The sequence below is a fragment of the Citrobacter sp. Cpo147 genome (assembly GCF_030332405.1).
Classification (GTDB): Bacteria; Pseudomonadota; Gammaproteobacteria; order Enterobacterales; family Enterobacteriaceae; genus Citrobacter; species Citrobacter portucalensis.
Genome location: NZ_JAOWHX010000030.1, coordinates 252,466 through 274,391 on the forward strand (window position 1 = coordinate 252,466; position 21,926 = coordinate 274,391).

Genomic DNA, 21,926 nt, shown 5'->3' on the forward strand with positions numbered 1-21,926 from the left:
CTAACCCATGACAACTCAGTATGGATTTTTTATTGATTCCAGTCGTTGCACCGGGTGCAAAACCTGCGAGCTGGCCTGCAAAGACTACAAAGACCTCACTCCTGACGTCAGTTTCCGGCGGATTTACGAATACGCAGGTGGTGACTGGCAGGAAGACAACGGCGTCTGGCACCAGAACGTTTTTGCCTACTATCTCTCCATCTCATGTAACCACTGCGAGGATCCGGCCTGCACCAAGGTTTGTCCAAGTGGTGCGATGCATAAGCGTGAGGATGGTTTTGTGGTGGTCGATGAAGACGTGTGCATTGGCTGTCGCTACTGTCATATGGCCTGCCCGTACGGTGCGCCACAGTACAATGCTGCGAAAGGACATATGACCAAGTGTGATGGCTGCCATGAACGCGCGGCAGACGGCAAAAAGCCCATCTGCGTCGAGTCCTGTCCGCTGCGTGCGCTGGATTTTGGCCCCATCGACGAACTGCGCAAAAAACATGGTGAACTGGCTGCCGTCGCCCCGCTGCCGGGTGCGCACTTCACCAAACCAAATATTGTGATCAAACCAAACGCCAATTGCCGCCCGACCGGGGATACCACGGGTTTTCTGGCTAATCCAAAAGAGGTGTAAAATGGGAAATGGATGGCATGAATGGCCACTGGTACTGTTCACGGTGCTGGGACAGTGCGTAGCCGGGGCGCTGATCGTAAGTGGTTACGGCTGGCTGACCGCTAAGGATGGGCTGGTAAAACGACGTATCGTTCGCAGTATGTTTTTTCTCTGGCTGGTGATGGGCATCGCCTTTCTCGCCTCGGTCATGCATTTAGGTTCGCCGCTGCGCGCGTTTAACTCACTGAACAGAATTGGCGCATCGGCGCTGAGTAACGAAATCGCCGGTGGTTCACTGTTTTTCGCCGTCGGGGGCTTGTGGTGGCTGGTGGCGTTTCTCGGTAAAATGCCCGCAGCGTTAGGTAAAATCTGGCTGCTGTTGAGCATGCTGCTGGGCCTGGTATTTGTCTTTGCGATGACCAACGTCTACCAGATAGACACCGTCCCAACCTGGTATAACGACTATACTACACTGGCATTTTTCATGACGATGCTGCTCAGTGGACCGCTTTTTGCCGCTCTGCTGCTGCGTGCTGCAGGTGTTTCTTTTAACGCCGCCAGATTCGCCGGTATCAGCGTGCTGGCCCTGCTGGTGACCGTGGCGGTTATTGTGCTGCAGGGACTGTCACTCGGCGAGATCCACAGTTCGGTACAATCCGCCAGCGCGCTGGTTCCCGACTACGGCAGTTTACAGGTCTGGCGAGTCCTGCTGCTGGCTGCGGGTCTGGGTTGCTGGATATGTCCGTTGATCCGTTGCAAAGGACCGTCCGTTGGCGGGTTGGCACTCGGATTAATTCTGGTGCTTGTCGGTGAAATCATTGGCCGCGGATTGTTTTACGGTTTACATATGACAGTCGGAATGGCTGTCGCAGGTTAACTTTCGGGTGCGGGGCAACCCGCACTGTTCAGGATTGTTTGCATGACCCATTTTTCACAACGAGACAACTTTTCTACTGCAGCGCGTGTGCTCGGCGCGCTGTTTTACTATGCCCCAGACAGTGCCGAAGCTTCGGCACTGGTCAGTGCGTTAAAAACCGATGGCTGGCAGGCGCAGTGGCCGCTTGAAAAGACAACGCTTCCGCCGTTAGCCGCTCAGTTTCAGGCTGAGGCCGATGAGTCTCTCCCGCAGGCCTGGCAACGTCTGTTTGTTGGTCCTTATGCGCTCCCTTCTCCGCCATGGGGATCCGTCTGGCTGGATCGTGAAAACGTGTTGTTTGGCGACTCCACGCTGGCATTACGTCAGTGGATGCGGGACAACGGCATCCAGTTTGCGATGCAGCAAAATGAGCCAGAAGATCACTTTGGTTCGCTGCTGTTGCTGACGGCCTGGCTTGCCGAGAACGAACGCCACACCGAGTGCGAGCAACTGCTGGCCTGGCATCTCTTCCCATGGTCATCACGCTTTCTTAATGTGTTTGTCGAAAAAGCCGACCACCCGTTCTACCAGGCGCTGGGTGAGCTGGCGCGTCTGACGCTGGCACAGTGGCAATCACAGTTACTGATTCCGGTAGCCGATAAGCCTTTGTTCCGTTAGTTTCGTCACAGGTAGGATGCGTCCTGCCTGTGGTGCATCCTGTTGCGCACGCTGAGCTTTTGCTTCTGTTACCTAATAGCCGCAAAATAGAGCGTCTGAATTTTCCAGTCTGGCCACTCATGCATCATTTACATGCTTACCCTGACCTGCGTGCCATGTTCCGCCGCCTGCTGATCGCCGCGTTGATTGGCGTCCTTGCTGCGCTGGCCGTCGCAGGATTTCGTCATGCCATGCTGCTTCTCGAATGGTTGTTTCTGAGCAACAACACGGGAAGTCTGGTCAACGCAGCGACAAACCTTTCGCCTTTAAGGCGTATGCTGACACCTGCACTCGGCGGTCTGGCGGCTGGATTACTACTGTGGGGTTGGCAAAAATTTAACCGTTTACGTCCGCAGGCTCCCACTGATTATATGGAAGCCCTGCAAACCGACGGACAATTTGACGTCAGTGCAAGCCTGGTGAAATCGCTGGCCTCGTTACTGGTCGTCGCCAGCGGGAGTGCCATCGGACGTGAAGGTGCCATGATTTTACTGGCGGCCCTGGCGGCCTCCTGCTTTGCTCAACGCTTTACCCCGCGTACAGAATGGAAGTTATGGATTGCCTGCGGCGCTGCTGCAGGTATGGCTGGAGCCTATCATGCCCCGCTGGCGGGCAGTTTATTTATTGCCGAAGTATTGTTTGGCACACTGATCCTCGCCTCACTGGGACCGGTAGTGGTATCCGCCGTAGTCGCATTACTCACCACCAATCTGCTTAGCGACAGCAATGCGCTGCTGTATACCGTGCACCTGTCGCGGGAATTACATGCTCTGGAATACGTTATGATTGTCAGCACCGGTCTGGCTGCTGGCATCTGCGGACCGCTCTTCATGTGGTTGATGACTGCCAGCCATAATGTATTTTTGCGCTTAAAACTCTCGCCGCCGTGGCAACTGGCGCTTGGCGGGCTGATCGTTGGCCTGCTTTCATTGCTCACGCCTGCGGTCTGGGGTAATGGCTACAGCGTGGTGCAGTCATATTTACTTTCACCACCGCTGCTGGCCGTGGTTAGCGGGATTTTTATCTGCAAATTACTGGCGGTGCTTGCCAGCAGTGGATCCGGTGCACCAGGTGGCGTGTTTACGCCAACGCTGTTTGTCGGCTTGTCGGTGGGCATGTTGCTGGGTCAGGTATGGGGATTATGGCTTCCAGGCTCGGATGAAATTGCCATTTTGCTGGGATTAACGGGGATGGCCACACTGCTGGCGGCTACCACGCATGCACCTATAATGTCGACGTTGATGGTTTGTGAAATGACCGGGGAGTATCGCCTGCTCCCCGGATTACTGATTGCCTGTGTCCTGGCGTCGGTGCTGTCGCGTACGTTACGCCACGACTCTATCTACCGACAGCACGCTGCCGAGCATTGACAGGCGGATGTACTGCGACAGTTCACGCTGCTCTGCACGAGGCAGATAAGGCAGTTCACCGATCAGCGGTGCAGGTAATTTTTTACCCAGCACATCAATGATTTCCGCATAATGCGCCAGCCCAGGATTAATGCGATTCGCAACCCAGCCAATCAACGGCAGTCCGTCGCTGGCTATCGCCTGCGCGGTGAGGATCGCATGATTAATACAGCCTTCCTGGATACCCACTACCATCAGCACTGGCAGTTGTTCCTGCACCACCCACTCCGATAACGGACGCAGATCGTTCATCAAGCTCCGCCAGCCTCCGGTGCCTTCCACGACAACGTGTTCGACTTTTTCGCTGAGGCTTGCGAGACCGTTGGATAACAGGGTGTAATTGACCGGACCACTATGCGCCACGCTACTTTCATCTTCGCTCAACGCAATTGGGTTAATTGCCTCATAGGGCAGCTCGATAGATGACACACTTTGCAGTACCAGTGCATCTTTGTTGCGCAGACCTTCGGGCGTCTCTTTGCTGCCTTTGGCCACAGGTTTGTAACCTGCAACGCTTTTACCCCCTGACGCTAACGCTTGTAGTAATGCGCGGGAAACCACGGTCTTCCCAACAGAAGTGTCTGTACCTGTAATAAAGAAACGCTTCAGCATCACTAACTCCACCGTTATGCTTTGAAAATATAAGTCAGGAAAATAAAACAGTGGAGAAAGTCTAAGGTATGACGACCAGGATCAGCTTGAGATAACGCAATTTTTCGTACAACAGTTAAAAAATGTTAACCCTGTAATAGACGAATCAACAAAGAACCGTTATACATCGCGTCCTTCACGAGTGCCGCCCCTGCCATCGTCCCCTGATTGGTAAACTGGGTACTTTCAACGACTATATGCTGACTGTAAGCCGGAAGCGCCTGCTGACGAATGCTGTCAGCGATGGTTGGGAACAAGATATCTGCCGCTTTACTGAGCGGAGAGCCAATCAATATCTTTTGCGGGTTGAACAAATTCACCATGATGGCAAGAATTCGACCGACGTGGGTCCCGACGCCGCTAATGATATCTTTCGCCAATAAATCACCCTGCATGGCCGCCAGACACAGCGCGTCTACCGTTAACGGTTGTCCATGTAGAGAAGAACTCATTGACTGCTTCAGCCGCACCTGCGCCAATTCGAGCACGCTGTCGACGCTGGCGATTGTTTCCAGACAACCATGGTTGCCGCAGTAGCAGCGTTTACCGTAGGGATCGACCTGCGTATGGCCAATCTCCACCAGGCTACTGCTGCCTGCATGCAGCAAATGCCCGTCAGTGATCACCCCTGCACCCACGTTATGATCGATCACCACCTGAATGACGTCGCGAGCACCACGCGATGCGCCAAAAAGCGCCTCGGCCATCGTCCAGGCGCTGATATCGTGCTGAATATACACCGGCACACCGGTATGGTTCTCAAGCGCTTCGCCCAACGGCATCTCTTTGACATCTTCGTAAAATGGCATGCGATGAACGATACCGTTTTCAGTATCAATAATGCCGGGTAAGGTGATGGCAATGGAGGTTAAGCGCTCCAGCTTTTGCTGGTGGCGGATGAAAAACTGATCGACCTGCGTAATCACGCGATCCAGCAACGGCGTTTCACTGACCAGTGGCATGTCCAGGCAATCTGCAACCACCAGCTTGCTGCTCAGGTCGCGTAGCGCCAGAAAAATCTCGCCGCGACTGATACGAATGGATAAGTAGTGCCAGGCCTCCGTTTCGACAACCAGCCCAACGGCCGGACGACCACGGCTACCCGCTTCCTTGATTTCCAGCTCTTGCACCAGATGCGCTTCGAGCATTTCGCGGACAATTTTGGTAATGCTGGCAGGCGCCAATTGTGCCAGGCGAGAGAGATCAATACGCGATACCGGACCCAGCTGATCAATCAGGCGATAAACCGCGCCCGCATTGGTCTGCTTAATTTGATCGATATGCCCAGGCTGACTATCAGCAACCACCACTTACTCCCTTTATTTTCGCGCTCCGAAATAATCTGCGGGCTATGGTGAAGCACTTCAATGGCTTCCGTCAACTTTTTACTTAGCCTTGTGATTTACTGCACATTTTCGCCCATTTTTAAACTAAATTAACCGCCCTGAACGGCCGCCAGCAACTGCTCACGAAAGCGTTGCGCGGCGTGACTTTGCTCATGATGCTTTGGCCACACTAACCACATTTCCGAGACAGCATCTTCTTCCGCTATCGGGATCCAACACATTTCATACAGCTGCACCCGTTTAAAAGAAGCAGGAAGTATAGAAACCCCTAATCCTGCGGCCACCAGCCCAATGATAGTCATCGCCTCGCCAACCTCCTGCGCAATCGTCGGTTTCAGTCCATAGCGACGCATCAGGCCCAGAATATCGTCATACAACCCTGTCCCCACATGGGGGTCAAAAAAGACAAATGGCTCATTCGCCAGTTCGGCCAACGTAACCACGGGTTTTTGCGCCAACGGATGCGCACGTGGGATCATTGCCATCAGTGGTTCATGCAGAATGATTTCACGCTCCAGCGTATCCGGTAGCTGCGTATTGCGCAGAAGTCCCAAATCCAGCGTTCCTTCATTGAGCGGGGCAATTTGCTCACGTGTGTTCATTTCACGGGTTTGCATATGCACTGCCGGGTAGCTTTGGCGAAACAGAGATAACGTATCTGAAACCGCTTTGATAAACGGCGCGGACGACGTAAAGCCAATACGCAATTCCCCTGCTTCTCCCAGATGCAAACGCTCAGCCCTGGCGGCGGCTTCATTAACCAGCCCGAGGATCTGCCGACTGTCCGCCAGAAACTGCTTTCCGGCAGAGGTCAGCGCCACGCTACGGTTAGTTCGGGCAAGTAACCGGGCGCCAACCTGCTGTTCAAGGATCTGGATCTGCTGGCTTAGCGGCGGTTGCGAAATGTTTAACCGCGCCGCCGCCCGACCAAAATGCAGCTCTTCGGCAACGGCCACAAAGTAACGTAAATGACGCAGTTCGATATTCATATTTTTAAAATATTATTTGAGATTATTAATATATTAGACAGAATATTGTGATTTTCATACTCTTATGGCTGGTCCTGTAGACGTAATTGAATGAGCAAGGATTTCAAGTGAGCCGTACAACAACTGTCGATACCGCGCCAACAAGCGATGTTGATGAACAGATAGTTACCCCGCCGGATGGTTTTATCAAACGCGGAACATCCCCATTTATGCGCGTCACGCTGGCGCTGTTTTCCGCCGGGCTGGCGACTTTTGCCCTCCTCTATTGCGTACAACCTATACTGCCAGTGCTTTCGCACGAGTTTGGGGTATCTCCCGCCAGCAGCAGTATTTCGCTTTCCATATCAACGGCGATGCTGGCGATAGGGTTGCTGTTTACCGGCCCACTTTCAGATGCTATTGGCCGCAAGCCGGTGATGGTTACCGCGCTGCTGCTCGCCTCTTGTTGTACGCTGCTTTCAACGATGATGACCAGCTGGCACGGTATTTTAATCATGCGTGCTCTGATAGGACTTTCACTGAGCGGCGTCGCGGCGGTAGGGATGACCTATCTGAATGAAGAAATTCATCCCAGTTTCGTCGCCTTCTCAATGGGCCTGTATATCAGCGGTAACTCAATTGGCGGAATGAGTGGTCGCTTAATTAGCGGCGTGTTTACCGACTTTTTTAACTGGCGTATCGCGCTGGCGGCGATCGGCTGTTTTGCCCTTGCCTCTGCACTGATGTTCTGGAAAATCTTACCGGAATCCCGTCATTTCAGACCTACGTCGCTGCGCCCGAAAACGTTGTTTATCAACTTCCGCTTGCACTGGCGCGACAAAGGTTTGCCGCTGCTGTTTGCGGAAGGTTTTTTGTTGATGGGGTCGTTTGTCACGCTGTTTAATTACATCGGCTACCGCCTGATGCTCTCCCCGTGGGAGCTCAGCCAGGCGGTTGTAGGTTTGTTATCTGTGGCGTATCTGACTGGGACCTGGAGTTCGCCAAAGGCGGGTTCTATGACCACTCGTTATGGCCGTGGCCCGGTAATGCTCTTTTCAACAGGCGTGATGCTGGTTGGACTGTTAATGACCCTGTTCACATCGCTATGGCTGATCTTCGCCGGGATGCTGCTCTTTTCAGCCGGGTTCTTTGCCGCGCACTCCGTAGCAAGCAGTTGGATTGGACCACGAGCAAAACGCGCTAAAGGCCAGGCTTCTTCCCTGTATCTGTTCAGCTATTATCTGGGATCCAGTATTGCCGGTACGCTGGGCGGTGTGTTCTGGCACAGCTATGGCTGGAACGGTGTGGGCGGATTTATCGCCCTGATGCTGGTGTTGGCGTTGCTGGTCGGTGCGCGTTTGCACCATCGTCTGCACGTATAATCCACGATGCCCGGGTTCCGGGCATCACCTTCATCACCCTGGCTGTAACGTCTGAGCCGCCATCTGCAGAGCAACAACCGTCCCGTTCATCACTATATGCAGCAAAATTGGCATCAACAGACCGTTGCTTTTCAGTCTGGCCAGGATCAACACCTGCGACACAAGAAACAACATCAGCAACGTGCGTAGATCCACATACTGCGTATGCATGATGGCAAAAATGACCGATACCACCACTGACGACAGCCAGGTTTTATTATTGAACCAGTACTGGAACGCGTTGAATAAACAGCCTCTGAAAACAATTTCTTCATAAACTGGCGCGATAAATATCAGGGTCAACGTAGATAACCACAACGCATAACTACTTAAGGATATTTGGCTGGTCACCCACGCTTCAGTTTGTCTGAGACCCAAAATCAATGGCAGGATAAGCTGAATAAACAGCAGCGCCGCGAACAAAATGGCAAACCACCTGGCGTTGAAAATGCCTTTGCCCAGTCCCTCTCTTTTTCTAAAGAAGAAATAATACAGCGGAACCAGCACAACAAATTCCAGCGCAAACAGCAGCGGAAAAAGTAACCCTTTGGCAAGCAGGTCCTGACTCGCGGGGAAAAACAACGGGGTAAACGTGAGGCCAAACATCAGTAAAAACATTGAAAAGCAGCCAGCAACTGCTTTGGTCCTGGCGATATACAGGTTGTCGGCATCCTGTGACATACGATCTCCTTGCGCTCATCGAAGATAAGTTGATGAATTATCTATGCATGATAAAAATTCTCATTATCACTGACAACCTACCAACTTTTACGCAATGCCCATGGGTACAATGCCAAAACCCTCTTTACTCCGGAATTTCACCGTCAGCTACTCAGAGGAGAATCCGCCAGCGGCAACGAGAAACGGAAGCAAGCCCCTGCCGTTGAGCTAACCAGAAGGATATCCCCTCCATGCAGCTCGAGCATTCTACGCACGATCAGTAAGCCCAGACCGCCGCGCTCAGCCCGCTGCTCACGGGGAATTAACGCGGTCGGGCGCTGAAACAATACTTCTCGCACAGCTTCTTCTACCCCTGGCCCACTGTCCTGCACTTCGGCTAATAAACGGTCTTCATCACGCCAGACTTTTAGCCGTACTTCGCCTCCGTCAGGCGTATGACGGATAGCATTATCCAGCAAATTCGTCACGACTCTTTCTATCATCGATAAATCGGCATTCACCAGCGGTAACGGCCCCGTTACGTCAAGGTGCAACTGCAAATGACGCGTGGCAACAGGGAGATCAAATTTCTGTGCCACGTCCTGGATCAATTCACCAATAGCAAAACGTTCACGCTGCGGTTTTATACCGCCATGCTCCAGCCTTGCCAGCTCAAACAGCTGTTGTGACAGATGGCGAACTTTATGCCCCTGGCGCAGCGCGATGCTAAGATAATGCCGATTTTCCTCAGGCGTCATCGTATCGGCTTTCAGCGACAGCATTTCCAGATACCCCAACAGTGAAGTCAACGGCGTGCGTAAATCGTGCGAAATATTGGCAATAAACTCTCTGCGCTGACGATCGCTGTCTGCTAATAAATCCCACTGCTGGGCAATTTTCTGCGCTAACTCGATAAACGCATTGTTCAGCAGCGCTATTTCATTCTCCGGTACCGGTTCGGGATTTTTTTGCGCCAGCTGTTTGATGACGCTAATGCTGTCCTGTTCCAGTTTGACCACCTGCCCAGTCAGCCTTTTCACTGGATTCGTCACCCATCGCCACACCAGGAATCCAGCGATTGCACCAGCTAATAAAACCAGTATTAACGTCCAGGCCACGGTATTCCAGAGCGTTTTTTGCCAGGCGGTATTCGCCAGCATATTCAGGTCTTCACCCTGCAGAATAATGTACAAATAGCCATGTAGCTCACCGTTATATAAAACCGGCGCTGCGCTGAATACCTTTTGCTGGCTGCTACGCGGATCGTTGCCATAGACGGGCAACGCATCTGAGTTAAGGAAATCCTGGATCGGCTGCACGCTAATTTTCTGCCGCTGGATATGCTCGGGCGGTGCAGCATCAGCAAGTATTTCACCTGATGGTGAAATCAGATACAGCTCCACGCTGGGGTTGAGCGTCATCAGGTGATTAAACAATCCTTTTAAGGTCTGGCGATTAATCTGCCCGCTGGTATCAATAAGCGACTCACTTTTGACAATCTTGCTCGCCAGCTCCATCGAGAGCCTTTGCACCATGGCGTCACCATACTGTTTACTGCTGCGGATCTGGACAACACTGACGGTAACCGCACAAATCAGCATAATGGAGGTAAAGACGAGGGTCAGACGCTGGCTCAGCGACAGGCGATAAATCATGGCTGATGCTCCGCGTTAACCGCAGCAAGCTTATAGCCTCGTCCCCAAACCGTGAGAATAATTTCCGGCTCCGCAGCATCCTTTTCAATTTTGGTCCGCAGGCGATTAATATGACTGTTCACCGTATGCTCATACCCTTCATGCTGGTAGCCCCACACCTGATCTAACAGCGCCTGACGCGAAAAGACCTCGCCTGGATGACGGGCGAAAAAATAGAGCAGATCGAATTCGCGCGGCGTTAAATCGAGCGATTTACCATGCAGCCGGACTTCCCGGGCTAATGGGTCAATCTCTACGCCATGAACGGTGATAATCCCCGCCTCCATACGTAAGTTCTGACTCATCGCTTCCTGACGGCGAAACAACGCCTTTACCCGGGCCATCAACTCCAGCACCGAGAAAGGTTTGGCCAGATAATCATCGGCACCCATTTCCAGCCCCAATACACGGTGCGTTTCGCTGGTGCGGGCGCTGATGATAATGACGGGCAAATAAAAACTCATTTGGCGAATGCGACGACAAATCTCCAGCCCGTCGACACCCGGCAGCATCAGATCGAGGATAACGGCATCCCAGACGTGTTTCTCCAGTTGTTCAAGCGCACGGGCTCCGTCTGCCTCATGAACAATTTCGTAACCCTCATCCTTCAGGCTAAGCTGCAAAAGTGAGGCAATATCGCTGTCATCTTCCACCAAAAATATCTTTTTCGCGCCTGCCATCAGTGTCATCCCCCTCTCGTCGTGCTGAAAGCTTACCTCAGGCAAGGGGCGGAAGTTATCACAAAATTTTTAACTTTTCGTGAGGATCCAGGGATACGCATACGCGCAGTATGTCGTTATAGACACGTCAGACATCAACAGGGAAACGTCGCTTGTTTTCCTTAACATGAAAATAAGAAGGAAAAGTCATGCTAAAAAAACGTCCACTTCGGGAAGCAGATGTTACAGCCGAGTCAGTATTTTTTATGCAACGACGACAGATCCTCAAAGCACTTGGGATAGGTGCTGCTGCGGCCACGCTGTCCTCCCCTACACAGGCTAATTTGCTGGATTGGTTTAAAGGCAACGATCGTCCACCGGCCCCCGCAGGCAAAGCGCTTGAGTTCACAAAGCCCGAGCGCTGGCAAAACAGCCTGTCACTGACGCCAGAAGACAAGGTGACGGGCTACAACAATTTCTACGAATTTGGTCTGGATAAAGCCGATCCTGCCGCCAATGCCGGTAGCCTGAAAACCGATCCCTGGACGTTAACCATCAGCGGTGAGGTCAACAAACCTTTAACCTTGGATCATGATGCGCTGACCACACGCTTTCCATTAGAAGAGCGTATTTATCGGATGCGTTGCGTTGAGGCCTGGTCGATGGTTGTGCCGTGGGTGGGTTTTCCGTTGCATAAATTACTGGCGCTGGTTGAGCCAACCAGTCACGCCAAATACGTCGCTTTTGAAACACGCTACGCCCCTGATGAAATGCCGGGTCAGAAAGACCGCTTTATTGGCGGTGGGTTGAAATATCCCTATGTCGAAGGTCTGCGGTTGGATGAGGCTATGCACCCACTCACACTTCTCACCGTAGGCGTATATGGCAAAGCATTGCCACCGCAAAACGGGGCGCCGATACGCCTGACCGTACCCTGGAAATACGGCTTCAAGGGCATTAAATCGATAGTCAGTATTAAGCTGACGCGTGAGCAGCCGCCGACGACCTGGAATATGTCAGCACCAAATGAATACGGATTTTACGCCAACGTAAATCCGCAGGTTGATCACCCTCGCTGGTCTCAGGCTACTGAGCGTTTTATCGGTTCCGGTGGCATTCTTGATGTACAGAGACAGCCCACGTTACCTTTTAATGGTTATGCCGATGAGGTGGCATCGTTATATCAGGGCATGGATCTTCGGGAGTATTTTTAAGTGAGGTTGACTGCAAAACAGATAACCGGCCTGAAAGTGCTGCTGCATCTCGCCGGTTTTTTACCCCTGCTATGGTTCTTCTGGGCCGCGCAGCATGGCGGGTTGGGTGCCGACCCGGGGAAAGATATCCAGCACTTTACGGGCATTACCGCGCTGAAGTTTTTGCTTGCTACCCTGCTGGTATCGCCGCTCGCACGCTATGCAAAGCAGCCTTTGTTATTTCGTACCCGGCGGTTGTTAGGTTTATGGTGCTTTGCATGGGCCACACTGCATATTACCAGCTATGCTCTGCTGGAACTGGGTATACAAAACCTGGGATTGTTGGGTCGTGAACTGGTTTCACGCCCATGGCTAATGCTGGGTATGTCCGGTTGGATTATCTTATTCCTGTTGACGTTGACCTCGACACAAGCCGCTCAGCGTAAAATGGGCAAACGCTGGCAAACATTGCACAACTACGTCTACCTGGCCGCCATTTTGCTACCGCTGCATTATCTGTGGTCGGTAAAAGTGTTATCACCGCTCCCTATTATCTACGCCATCTGTTTTGTGGTTCTGCTGGCTTTTCGCTATAAAAAGCTGTTACGGAAAACCGGGTACAAAGGTGTGTTTATGAAAAGTGAGTGAATCACGGTAAACTTCTTAACCACACCTAAACAGAACGAGAACAAAAAATGAGTAACAATGATAATTACCATCAGCTCACCCGCACGTTCCAGCGGCTCTCTCGCTTCTCCCACCTCTCGGCAATCGCCAGTTGGGACATGTTTACCATGATGCCGCCAGGAGGCAGTAAAGCCCGAGGCGAAGCGTTGGCCGAGCTGAGCGTGCTTGAACACCAACTGTTAACTGACCCGAAAGTGGCAACGTGGATCGCCGCAGCGCAACAGGAAGACCTCAACGATGTAGAACAGGCGAACCTGCGCGAAATGTCGCGATTGCATCACCAGGCATCCTTGTTGCCCGAATCGTTGGTAGAAGCAAAATCTCTTGCGGGAAGTCGCTGTGAACATGCCTGGCGTAGCCAGCGACCAGCTAATGACTGGGAAGGATTTTCCGAAAACCTGAAAGAGGTTGTGAAGTACAGCCGCGAAGAAGCCCGACTGCGCGCAGAAGCTAAAGGTTGTTCGCCGTATGACGCGCTACTGGACATCTTTGAACCAGGAATGACCAGCGCTCAGCTGGATGTCCTTTTCGCAGACGTTAAAAGCTGGCTGCCCGATCTGCTAAACAAGGTGGTGGCAAAGCAGTCTCAGCAGTCGCTCATTGCCCCGGTGGGTCCTTTCCCAACCGCAATCCAGCGGGAGCTGGGCCTTGAAACGATGGCACAACTCGGTTTCGACTTTACCGCTGGTCGGCTGGATATCAGTGCACATCCTTTCTGTGGCGGCGTACCAGAAGATGTTCGCATTACCACCCGCTATGATGAAAACGAATTACTCAGCGCGCTGTTTGGCGTGATCCATGAAACCGGTCACGCGCGCTACGAGCAAAACCTGCCACGCAGCTGGTCTGGGCAACCTATTGCTCTGGCACGCTCAACCGCCATTCATGAGTCCCAGAGTCTGTTCTTTGAGATGCAGCTGGGACGCAGTAAAGCCTTTCTGATGCGGTTGATTCCGACTGTAACGCGCCACTTTGGCGATCAGGCAGCGTTTGAAGAAAGCAATTTCATCGCCTGGAACCAGCAGGTCAAGCCCGGGTTTATCCGTGTTGATGCCGACGAGGTAAGCTATCCCGCTCACGTGATCCTGCGTTATGAAATCGAACGTGCGCTTATTAATGGCGATATTGAAGTGGATGATATCCCGGCATTGTGGAACGAAAAAATGCAGTCCTGGTTGGGGCTGTCAACGATCGGAAACTATCGTAACGGCTGTATGCAGGATATTCACTGGACCGATGGCGGCTTTGGCTACTTCCCTTCCTATACCCTGGGCGCCATGTATGCGGCGCAGTTGTTCAGTGCCGCTAACCGCGCATTGCCTGATTTGAATCAGTCTATTGCACAAGGTGAGTTTGGTCCCCTGTTTGACTGGCTACGTCAGAACATCTGGCAGCATGGCAGCCGTTTTACCACTGAACAGCTTATTACCCAGGCCACCGGCGAACCGCTCAGCAGCCGTTATTTCCGCGCTCATCTGGAAACCCGCTATTTGTAATCTCATACCGTGAGTCATTGTACATATCGTTACACGCCGAAACCAATGACTCACGGAAGCCCTCTGATTACAGCGATATAGTTATTTCAACGGCCCCGCAGTGGGGTTGAATGAAAAACCAAATCGAGGGTATGAGAATGAAAAAAGTATTAGCTCTGGTTGTTGCCGCTGCTATGGGTCTGTCTTCTGCCGCGTTTGCTGCTGAGACAACTACTACTACCGCTCCGACTGCTGCTGCAACCACCAAAGCAGCGCCGGCAAAAACCACGCATCATAAAAAACAGCACAAAGCAGCGCCGCAGAAAGCGCAGGCTGCCAAGAAACACGCTAAAAAATCCACCACTAAACCGGCTGTAGAACAAAAAGCGCCAGAGCAAAAAGCTCAGGCTGCTAAAAAACACACCAAAAAAGCGGCAACCAAGCCAGCAGCAGAACAAAAAGCACCAGAGCAGAAAGCTCAGGCCGCTAAAAAACACACCAAAAAAGCCGTAAAACACGACACCGCTAAACCAGCAGCTCAACCTGCAGCATAACGCATTTGTAGTCACTATGGCGTCCCCCACGCCATAGCATACGGCGCTAGATCGACCTGATGTAGCGCCGCCTTTCGGAGGGTAAAATGGTGTCACATTACCGCTTTGAGTTCATTCTTATTACTCTGATAATTTGCGCCCTCATCGCCATGCATTTTTATCTTTCCTGAGTGTAGTTATCTGATTTTACTCCCACTTTCTCGCCGTCCCGTCTATAGTATTAACTGAGGGTTTGCTGTTTATAATCATAATTCCCCACCAGAGTGTGATATGCATAAAACCATTGCTGTATTACTGGGCTCAATTTGTTTTTTTCCCGTTGTTGCGCATGCGGATCAGCCAGCAACGACCACCGCTGAAGCAGAAAACATAAAAACGCTGTTTTTTGGTCATGACGATCGCACAAAAGTGACTGATCCAACGCAATCACCATGGGACGCTATTGGGCAACTGGAAACCGCCAGCGGTAATCTGTGTACCGCCACGCTCATTTCACCGCATCTGGCCCTGACTGCAGGACACTGCTTGCTCGCTCCACCGAAAGGCAAACCGGATAAAGCCGTCGCGTTACGCTTTGTGTCGAAAAAGGGTGTCTGGCGCTATGAAATCCATGGAATCGAAGGACGGGTTGATCCCTCACTTGGTAAACGTTTAAAAGCCGATGGAGATGGATGGATTGTGCCGCCATCAGCAGCCCCGTGGGATTTTGGTCTGGTGGTGCTGCGTTACCCGCCTTCCGGAATCACGCCCCTACCATTATTTGAAGGTGATAAAGCGGCGTTAACCGCGGCGTTGAAAACCGCCGATCGCAAAGTCACACAGTCGGGCTATCCGGAAGATCATCTGGACGATTTGTACACCCATCAGGATTGTGTAGTGACCGGCTGGGCGCAGAATACCGTCTTGTCACACCAGTGCGACACGCTCCCGGGCGACAGCGGTTCACCGTTGATGCTGAAGACAGATTCAGGCTGGCAGTTGATTGGCGTACAAAGCTCCGCTCCAGCGGCGAAAGATCGCTGGCGAGCCGATAATCGCGCCATATCCGTGACCGGTTTTCGCGATAAGCTGGAAGCGTTGGCGAAGGAGTAACACATGCTGCCCGCATTAACGGGCAGCACGGATATCAGGCAAGTTTAATCATCACCATTCCGGCCAGCAACAGCGCCACGCCAATCCAGCCTTTGTTATTCAGGCGCTGACCAAACAACACCCAACCAGCCGCTAACGTCGCGGCAATCCCAAACCCGCCCCACAAGGCGTAGGCAACAGAAAGGTCAATACCTTTTACCGCCTGCGACAGCGCGCTAAAGGCCGCTAACACGGCAGCCAGCGACAGCACGCCATAAATCTTGCGGCGAAATCCATCTGAAAACTTCAAAAAGACGTTAGCGACTATTTCCAGCACGATGGCCATGCCAAGCCAGGCACCATGAACCCACTCAAACTGCTGCATGGGTCACCTCTTTGCTCGTTTTGGCAGGTTTTCGAGTACCAGACTTGATCAGCACAATGCCTAATACCAGCGAGACCAGTCCAGCCACTTTCATCGTGGACAAGGTTTCGTCAAATAACAACACACTAAACAGCGTAATAAATAAAATACCGATACCTTCCCACAAGGCATAGGCCACACCAAGGGCAATTTTTTTAACGGCGAAACTGAGAAAAATATACGATAAGGCGATCATTACCAGCATTAAAATAAAGCCCGAATTACCATGACCGACGCTTGCCCATTTCATTGACAGCGTGCCAGTAATTTCAGCCGCGATGGCCAGACCTAATAATATCCAGTAAAACATGATGCTTCTCCTGCTTGAGAATATAGTCCTTTAGGCCTACTGCATGCAGTAAACCAAAAAATAAAATTAGTTAGCTAAGCGCACAGCGCCAGCTCAGGCAGAAGAAGGGACTAAAGCGCGTTGCGCCAGTGTTGCTCACCCGCAAGCAAGAAAGTGGAGGAGGTACGAAGAAGTGTAGGTAAACGCAAAAACATCCTGAACATATTGTCCATAATATTACAATTATCCGCAGTGTTGCTTCTCATCATCGCGGATGATAATTGTCCTCGGTAGTTAAACACAGATGATTTGTATCATAGCTTCAAGACGAACTCAAAGTCTTTTCACTTCTTTACCTGCCCCGTTTGATTTTTGTTATAACGGCTCGACGCAAATCACTTTATTATGCAGATTCAAAAATGAAAAATGCGGGAATACACATGGCGAAACCGATCATCACGCTTAACGGTCTAAAAATAGTCATTATGCTGGGCATGCTGGTTATCATCCTGAGCGGTATTCGCTTTGCCGCAGATATCATCGTCCCCTTTATTCTGGCGTTATTTATAGCCGTTGTGCTCAATCCCGTTGTGCAGCGGATGGTCAAGCTTCGCATACCGCGCGTAATTGCGGTGTCATTGCTTATCGTTATTATTGTAATGTTAATGGTGCTGCTGTTGGCGTATTTAGGTACATCCTTAAATGAACTTGCGCGAACGCTACCGCAATATCGCTCTTCACTGGTTATCCCACTGAAAAATCTTGAACCATGGTTACAACGCGCAGGGATCGGCGTTTCCGTGGACGAACTCGTCAAATATATCGATCCGAACGCGGCAATGACGCTGGTGACCAATTTACTGGCGCAGCTTTCAAATGCTATGTCATCGATATTTTTACTGCTACTGACGGTAGTTTTTATGCTGCTGGAAGTACCGCAACTGCCCAACAAACTCAAACAAATGATGAGTCGCCCCATTGAAGGTATGGCGGCGATTCAACGCGCCATCGACAGCGTCTCCCACTATCTGGTGCTTAAAACGGCAATCAGCATTGTGACCGGGTTGGTCGCCTGGGGCATGCTTGCTGCATTGGATGTGCGCTTTGCCTTTGTCTGGGGATTACTGGCCTTCGCCCTGAACTACATCCCTAATATCGGTTCTGTATTGGCGGCCATTCCCCCTATTGCTCAGGTGCTGGCATTCAGCGGTCTTTACGATGCGCTGGTGGTTCTGGCAGGCTATCTGGTCATCAACCTGGTATTCGGGAATATCCTCGAGCCGCGGATCATGGGCCGCGGGCTGGGGCTGTCCACGCTGGTAGTATTTCTGTCGTTAATCTTCTGGGGCTGGTTGCTCGGTCCCGTGGGGATGCTGCTTTCTGTGCCGCTGACCATCATCGTGAAAATCGCGCTTGAGCAAACCAACGGCGGTCAAAGCATTGCCGTGCTGCTTAGCGATCTGAACAAAGAATGAGTTTTCGCCCCGCCATCGCGGGGCATTTCCTTTATCGTTTCGCGCGAAAAGCCAAAACGGCGCTTAACAGCGTAAATAGCGCTATTATCCACGCCATGGTCCAGGGCGTGCCATCACTGAAGGCCGCCAGCAGCAACGATGAGATAATACCGCTGCCATATTGCAACGCGCCAATCAGCGCCGAAGCTGAACCCGCAATGTTCGGTACCGCATCCAACGCCGCAGCAGTCGACGTTGCAGCAATAATGCCATTCATCGAGAAAAACAGAAAAACAGTGATGATAATGGCAACGACGCCACCTGATTCCAGCTTAACCAGCAGCGCAAGCACAACCGCAGCCAGCGCCGCCAGCAGCGTCGCATATTTCAGCAGCTGTTCCAGAGCGTGCCGTTGCACCAGACGGCGGTTAACCACGCTCATCGCCATAACACCGATAATGTTTAGCGCAAACAACCAGCCGTAATGCTGTGGATCAACATGGTAATAGCTAATATAAACAAACGGTGACCCGGTAATAAACGCGTACGCACCGACGTAATAAAACGTCAGGCTCAGGGTATAGCGCATAAAACGCCCATTCGTTAACAACGAACGGTAATTACGAAATGCGCCAGCCAAAGAGGCTTTCACCCGTTTATCTTCCGGCAATGTTTCGGGCAGCCAGTTTAGGGAGATAAACATCAGCGCACCAATCACCACCAGCAGCCAAAAAATAGAGTGCCAGGTGCTCAGGCGAATAATTTGCCCGCCAATCAACGGTCCGGCGATTGGCGCAATCGCCATAACCAACACCAGGGTTGAGAGCATTTGCGCCGCACGAGTACGTGCAAAGAGATCGCGGATCATCGCTCGCGCCAGCATAGGCCCGGTACAGGCTCCAAGCGCCTGAAATACCCGCCAGAAAACAATTTGCGTGATGCTTGTAGACAGCGCACACCCTGCGGAACCAATGATAAATAGCACCATGCCGATAAACAGCGGCTTACGCCGCCCCATATGATCGCTAATCGGCCCCCAAATCAACTGTGCGATAGTAAAACCAATTAAGAAACCAGTAATCGTCAGCTCAACATTGCCATGTAAATCCTCGGCCATCGTCGGCATTGCTGGAAGATAAATATCGGTAGAAAGCGATGTAAAGGCCATCAGGCCACTGAGGATCAGAATAAAAGTAAGACCGGTCTGGCTTGCGGTAGTTACCGGTGAGGCATGTTCACGTGTACGCATAGTGCCCTGTCATGTTCTAAAAAGTCAGGTCGCAGTATATAGACAACGTATTGCCGTGATTAGACGGTTAAAACCGCATGAGTTTATGAACTGAAATCATGAATGGTGAAATCATAGGCGTCATATTTTGTGACTGACTTCCAACAATTACCTTTCAGAAATGAATTCTACTCATAGGTCCATGCGAATTTCACAGACTAATCGTATCAACACAGATTTGCTAATCTGCAGCCAATGCAACGATGATGCTCAGGAGAACCCAATGAATACAACAGTTTTGAATAACGGTGTTGAGATGCCCCTGCTCGGATTTGGCGTTTATCAAATGACCGATGCCAGCGAATGTGAGCAAGCCGTACGGGATGCCATTGATACAGGATATCGCCTGATTGATACCGCTGCCTCCTACCAGAATGAAACTCAGGTCGGCAACGCACTTAAGCAAAGCGGAGTCCCCCGCGAGGCGCTTTTTGTGACTACCAAACTGTGGTTACAGGATACCAACTATGCAGGCGCAAAGGCGCAATTCGCACGTTCTCTGCAACGGCTTCAACTGGATTATATTGACCTTTATTTGATTCATCAGCCCTATGGCGATGTGCACGGTGCCTGGCGTGCGATGGAAGAATTATATGAAGAAGGGAAAATCCGCGCGATTGGCGTGAGTAACTTTCATCCGGATCGTCTGGCGGATTTAATCGCTTTCAATCGTATTATCCCAGCCGTTAACCAAATTGAGGTGAATCCTTTTCATCAGCAGCCGCATGCAGTAGCCTGGATGCAGAGCCGGAATATTCAACCGCAAGCCTGGGCACCGTTCGCTGAAGGACGCAATGACCTGTTTCAGAACCCAGTCTTATCGGCTATTGGTGAAAAATATGGCAAAAGCGTTGGTCAAGTCGTGCTGCGCTGGATTTATCAACGTGGGATTATTTCGCTGGCGAAAACCGTGCGTAAAGCGCGGATGGCCGAGAATATTCAGGTGCTGGACTTTGCCCTAACGGCGGAAGAGATGACGCAAATTGCCGCGATGGACAGCGGAACCAGCGCGTTCTTCTCGCATCGCGATCCGGCTCGTGTGGAATGGATCACCCAGCGTAAACTGGATGTTTAAAAAAACGGCCTCCGCAGAGGCCGTCTTACTTTTACTGGCAATTACAGCGCTTTCAGGATCGCATCCACGCTGGCTTTGGCATCACCAAACAGCATATGGGTGTTATCTTTAAAGAACAGCGGGTTCTGCACACCTGCATAGCCGGTGTTCATCGAACGTTTGAACACGATGACGTTCTGCGCTTTCCACACTTCCAGTACCGGCATGCCGGCGATTGGGCTGCGCGGGTCATCCTGCGCCGCCGGGTTTACCGTGTCGTTGGCACCAATGACCAGTACGGTATCGGTATCGGCGAAATCATCGTTGATCTCATCCATTTCCAGCACGATGTCATAAGGTACTTTGGCTTCCGCCAGCAGCACGTTCATATGACCTGGTAAGCGCCCTGCTACCGGGTGAATACCAAAACGCACTTTGATGCCGCGCGCGCGCAGTTTCTCAGTGATTTCCGCGACCGGATACTGTGCCTGAGCCACTGCCATGCCGTAACCCGGGGTGATGATCACGGAGTGCGAGTTCTTCAGCATTTCTGCTGTGTCTTCCGCAGTAATCTCACGATGTTCACCCACTTCTTCATCAGACCCGGTAGAAGAACCGTCAGAACCAAAGCCACCCGCAATAACGCTGAAGAATGAACGGTTCATCGCCTTACACATAATGTAAGACAGGATCGCACCAGAAGAACCGACCAGCGCACCGGTAACGATCAGCAGATCGTTGCTCAGCATGAAGCCCGCTGCCGCCGCCGCCCATCCTGAATAGGAGTTAAGCATTGACACGACAACTGGCATATCCGCACCGCCGATGGAGGCCACCAGATGCCAGCCAAAGGCCAGTGCAATAATGGTCATCACCAACAGTGCCAGAACCTGCAGGCCCACGCTTTCGGTACGAACAAACACCACCAGCAGCAGGAAAGAAACAACCAGCGCCGCCAGGTTCATTTTGTGACGATTCGGCAGCATCAGCGGTTTAGAGGAAATCTTGCCGCGCAGTTTGCCAAAGGCCACCACAGAACCGGTAAAGGTTACCGCACCGATGAAGATACCCAGGAACACTTCCGTCAGGTGAATGTTCACCAGAATCGGTTCCAGGCCCGTATCGTGATACAGGTAGCTGTTGAAACCCACCAGTACCGCAGCCAGACCGACGAAGCTGTGCAGAATCGCCACCAGCTCCGGCATCTCGGTCATTTCGACTTTCTTCGCCAGACGAATACCAATCGCGCCGCCAATGATCATCGCCACCAGGATCCACGCAACGTTGCCGGTATCCGGACCAAATATCGTGGCAATCAGCGCAATCGCCATCCCGGCGATGCCGTAGTTGTTACCCTGCTGAGAGGTTTCGTGTTTCGAAAGCCCCGCCAGACTAAAAATAAACAGGATCGCGGCAACAATGTATGCAGCTGTAACTAATCCTCCAGACATA

The 21,926-nt window shown here is 51.8% G+C and carries 24 protein-coding genes; 13 read left to right on the plus strand and 11 right to left on the minus strand.

Annotated features, from left to right (window positions below; all coding sequences use genetic code 11):
- The first annotated feature begins 7 nt into the window (after nt 1-7).
- The 4 genes from OGY06_RS03805 (at nt 8) to clcB (ending at nt 3,547) form a co-directional block, all read left to right on the plus strand.
- Nucleotides 8-625 (plus strand): DMSO/selenate family reductase complex B subunit, encoded by a 618-nt coding sequence (locus OGY06_RS03805; protein WP_126957146.1) that lies wholly within the window; start codon nt 8-10, stop codon nt 623-625.
- 1 nt (nt 626) lies between these two features.
- Entirely contained in the window at nt 627-1,481 is an 855-nt protein-coding gene (locus tag OGY06_RS03810; RefSeq protein ID WP_286604737.1) for a dimethyl sulfoxide reductase anchor subunit family protein, read from the plus strand.
- 42 nt (nt 1,482-1,523) lie between these two features.
- Nucleotides 1,524-2,138 (plus strand): Tat proofreading chaperone DmsD, encoded by a 615-nt coding sequence (dmsD, locus tag OGY06_RS03815; protein ID WP_286604743.1) that lies wholly within the window; start codon nt 1,524-1,526, stop codon nt 2,136-2,138.
- Between the two features lie 119 nt (nt 2,139-2,257).
- Complete coding sequence (gene clcB / locus OGY06_RS03820) at nt 2,258-3,547, plus strand: voltage-gated ClC-type chloride channel ClcB (protein WP_032934569.1); 1,290 nt, start codon at nt 2,258-2,260, stop codon at nt 3,545-3,547.
- On the opposite strand, the gene bioD is transcribed toward clcB, so the two are convergent.
- From bioD to ynfL, 3 genes are all read right to left on the minus strand, one after another.
- A complete protein-coding gene (bioD, locus tag OGY06_RS03825) occupies nt 3,503-4,198 on the minus strand; it encodes a dethiobiotin synthase (RefSeq protein ID WP_003832889.1) in 696 nt (231 codons plus the stop codon). The two genes, clcB and bioD, sit on opposite strands and share 45 nt — an antisense overlap.
- Before the next feature lie 125 nt (nt 4,199-4,323).
- Nucleotides 4,324-5,544 carry a sugar metabolism global transcriptional regulator Mlc gene (gene mlc, locus OGY06_RS03830; protein ID WP_286604746.1) on the minus strand — a complete coding sequence of 407 codons (1,221 nt, stop codon included), beginning with the start codon at nt 5,542-5,544 and terminating at the stop codon, nt 4,324-4,326.
- A gap of 128 nt (nt 5,545-5,672) precedes the next feature.
- Nucleotides 5,673-6,572, minus strand: a complete 900-nt coding sequence (gene ynfL, locus OGY06_RS03835) for a multidrug efflux transcriptional activator YnfL/SxtR(Kp) (RefSeq protein WP_003832887.1) — start codon at nt 6,570-6,572, stop codon at nt 5,673-5,675.
- Between the two features lie 107 nt (nt 6,573-6,679).
- Here ynfL and ynfM point away from each other — a divergent pair, with 107 nt between their 5' ends.
- Complete coding sequence (gene ynfM, locus OGY06_RS03840) at nt 6,680-7,933, plus strand: multidrug efflux MFS transporter YnfM/SxtP(Kp) (RefSeq protein ID WP_286604747.1); 1,254 nt, start codon at nt 6,680-6,682, stop codon at nt 7,931-7,933.
- Between the two features lie 33 nt (nt 7,934-7,966).
- Here the strand turns inward: ynfM and OGY06_RS03845 are convergent, their stop codons facing one another.
- The 3 genes from OGY06_RS03845 to OGY06_RS03855 all read right to left on the minus strand — a co-directional run bounded on the left by OGY06_RS03845 (nt 7,967) and on the right by OGY06_RS03855 (nt 11,006).
- Nucleotides 7,967-8,653 carry a CPBP family intramembrane glutamic endopeptidase gene (locus OGY06_RS03845; RefSeq protein ID WP_003832885.1) on the minus strand — a complete coding sequence of 229 codons (687 nt, stop codon included), beginning with the start codon at nt 8,651-8,653 and terminating at the stop codon, nt 7,967-7,969.
- Between the two features lie 143 nt (nt 8,654-8,796).
- Nucleotides 8,797-10,287, minus strand: coding sequence for a sensor histidine kinase (locus OGY06_RS03850; protein WP_286604750.1), 1,491 nt, complete (start codon nt 10,285-10,287; stop codon nt 8,797-8,799).
- Nucleotides 10,284-11,006, minus strand: a complete 723-nt coding sequence (locus OGY06_RS03855; protein ID WP_008784719.1) for a winged helix-turn-helix domain-containing protein — start codon at nt 11,004-11,006, stop codon at nt 10,284-10,286. Before OGY06_RS03855 ends, OGY06_RS03850 begins: the two co-directional genes overlap by 4 nt.
- 188 nt (nt 11,007-11,194) lie before the next feature.
- On the opposite strand from OGY06_RS03855, the gene msrP reads away from it, so the two are divergent.
- The 6 genes from msrP to OGY06_RS03880 all read left to right on the plus strand — a co-directional run bounded on the left by msrP (nt 11,195) and on the right by OGY06_RS03880 (nt 15,986).
- Complete coding sequence (msrP, locus tag OGY06_RS03860; RefSeq protein ID WP_003832879.1) at nt 11,195-12,199, plus strand: protein-methionine-sulfoxide reductase catalytic subunit MsrP; 1,005 nt, start codon at nt 11,195-11,197, stop codon at nt 12,197-12,199.
- The gene (gene msrQ / locus OGY06_RS03865) at nt 12,200-12,826 is read left to right on the plus strand and encodes a protein-methionine-sulfoxide reductase heme-binding subunit MsrQ (protein WP_286604752.1); all 627 of its coding nucleotides are present in this window, start codon (nt 12,200-12,202) and stop codon (nt 12,824-12,826) included.
- Between the two features lie 47 nt (nt 12,827-12,873).
- Nucleotides 12,874-14,361 carry a carboxypeptidase M32 gene (locus OGY06_RS03870; RefSeq protein ID WP_286604755.1) on the plus strand — a complete coding sequence of 496 codons (1,488 nt, stop codon included), beginning with the start codon at nt 12,874-12,876 and terminating at the stop codon, nt 14,359-14,361.
- 137 nt (nt 14,362-14,498) lie between these two features.
- Nucleotides 14,499-14,894 carry an acid resistance repetitive basic protein Asr gene (gene asr, locus OGY06_RS03875; protein ID WP_286604759.1) on the plus strand — a complete coding sequence of 132 codons (396 nt, stop codon included), beginning with the start codon at nt 14,499-14,501 and terminating at the stop codon, nt 14,892-14,894.
- A gap of 86 nt (nt 14,895-14,980) precedes the next feature.
- Entirely contained in the window at nt 14,981-15,064 is an 84-nt protein-coding gene (gene ydgU, locus OGY06_RS23275; RefSeq protein ID WP_049259791.1) for a small membrane protein YdgU, read from the plus strand.
- A 100-nt stretch (nt 15,065-15,164) separates the two neighbouring features.
- Entirely contained in the window at nt 15,165-15,986 is an 822-nt protein-coding gene (locus OGY06_RS03880) for a trypsin-like serine peptidase (RefSeq protein ID WP_126318161.1), read from the plus strand.
- 34 nt (nt 15,987-16,020) lie between these two features.
- On the opposite strand, the gene mdtI is transcribed toward OGY06_RS03880, so the two are convergent.
- From mdtI to OGY06_RS23280, 3 genes are all read right to left on the minus strand, one after another.
- Nucleotides 16,021-16,350: a multidrug/spermidine efflux SMR transporter subunit MdtI gene (gene mdtI, locus OGY06_RS03885; protein WP_003832870.1), complete on the minus strand. Its 330-nt coding sequence runs from the start codon at nt 16,348-16,350 to the stop codon at nt 16,021-16,023.
- On the minus strand, nt 16,337-16,702 hold the full coding sequence (gene mdtJ / locus OGY06_RS03890) for a multidrug/spermidine efflux SMR transporter subunit MdtJ (protein WP_162623449.1): 366 nt from the start codon (nt 16,700-16,702) through the stop codon (nt 16,337-16,339). The genes mdtI and mdtJ overlap by 14 nt, the downstream gene beginning before the upstream one ends.
- A 107-nt stretch (nt 16,703-16,809) precedes the next feature.
- The gene (locus OGY06_RS23280; RefSeq protein ID WP_087050578.1) at nt 16,810-16,980 is read right to left on the minus strand and encodes a protein YdgV; all 171 of its coding nucleotides are present in this window, start codon (nt 16,978-16,980) and stop codon (nt 16,810-16,812) included.
- Nucleotides 16,981-17,118: 138 nt separating this feature from the next.
- Between OGY06_RS23280 and OGY06_RS03895 the strand changes: the two genes are divergently transcribed.
- Nucleotides 17,119-18,153: an AI-2E family transporter gene (locus OGY06_RS03895; protein WP_003832866.1), complete on the plus strand. Its 1,035-nt coding sequence runs from the start codon at nt 17,119-17,121 to the stop codon at nt 18,151-18,153.
- A 31-nt stretch (nt 18,154-18,184) separates the two neighbouring features.
- Here OGY06_RS03895 and OGY06_RS03900 read toward each other — a convergent pair whose 3' ends face one another.
- Nucleotides 18,185-19,381 carry a multidrug effflux MFS transporter gene (locus OGY06_RS03900; RefSeq protein WP_126957137.1) on the minus strand — a complete coding sequence of 399 codons (1,197 nt, stop codon included), beginning with the start codon at nt 19,379-19,381 and terminating at the stop codon, nt 18,185-18,187.
- A 262-nt stretch (nt 19,382-19,643) separates the two neighbouring features.
- On the opposite strand from OGY06_RS03900, the gene OGY06_RS03905 reads away from it, so the two are divergent.
- Nucleotides 19,644-20,495, plus strand: a complete 852-nt coding sequence (locus tag OGY06_RS03905; protein WP_063941566.1) for an aldo/keto reductase — start codon at nt 19,644-19,646, stop codon at nt 20,493-20,495.
- Between the two features lie 41 nt (nt 20,496-20,536).
- Here OGY06_RS03905 and pntB read toward each other — a convergent pair whose 3' ends face one another.
- Nucleotides 20,537-21,925, minus strand: a complete 1,389-nt coding sequence (gene pntB, locus OGY06_RS03910; protein ID WP_003832859.1) for a Re/Si-specific NAD(P)(+) transhydrogenase subunit beta — start codon at nt 21,923-21,925, stop codon at nt 20,537-20,539.
- Nucleotide 21,926: the final 1 nt, after the last annotated feature.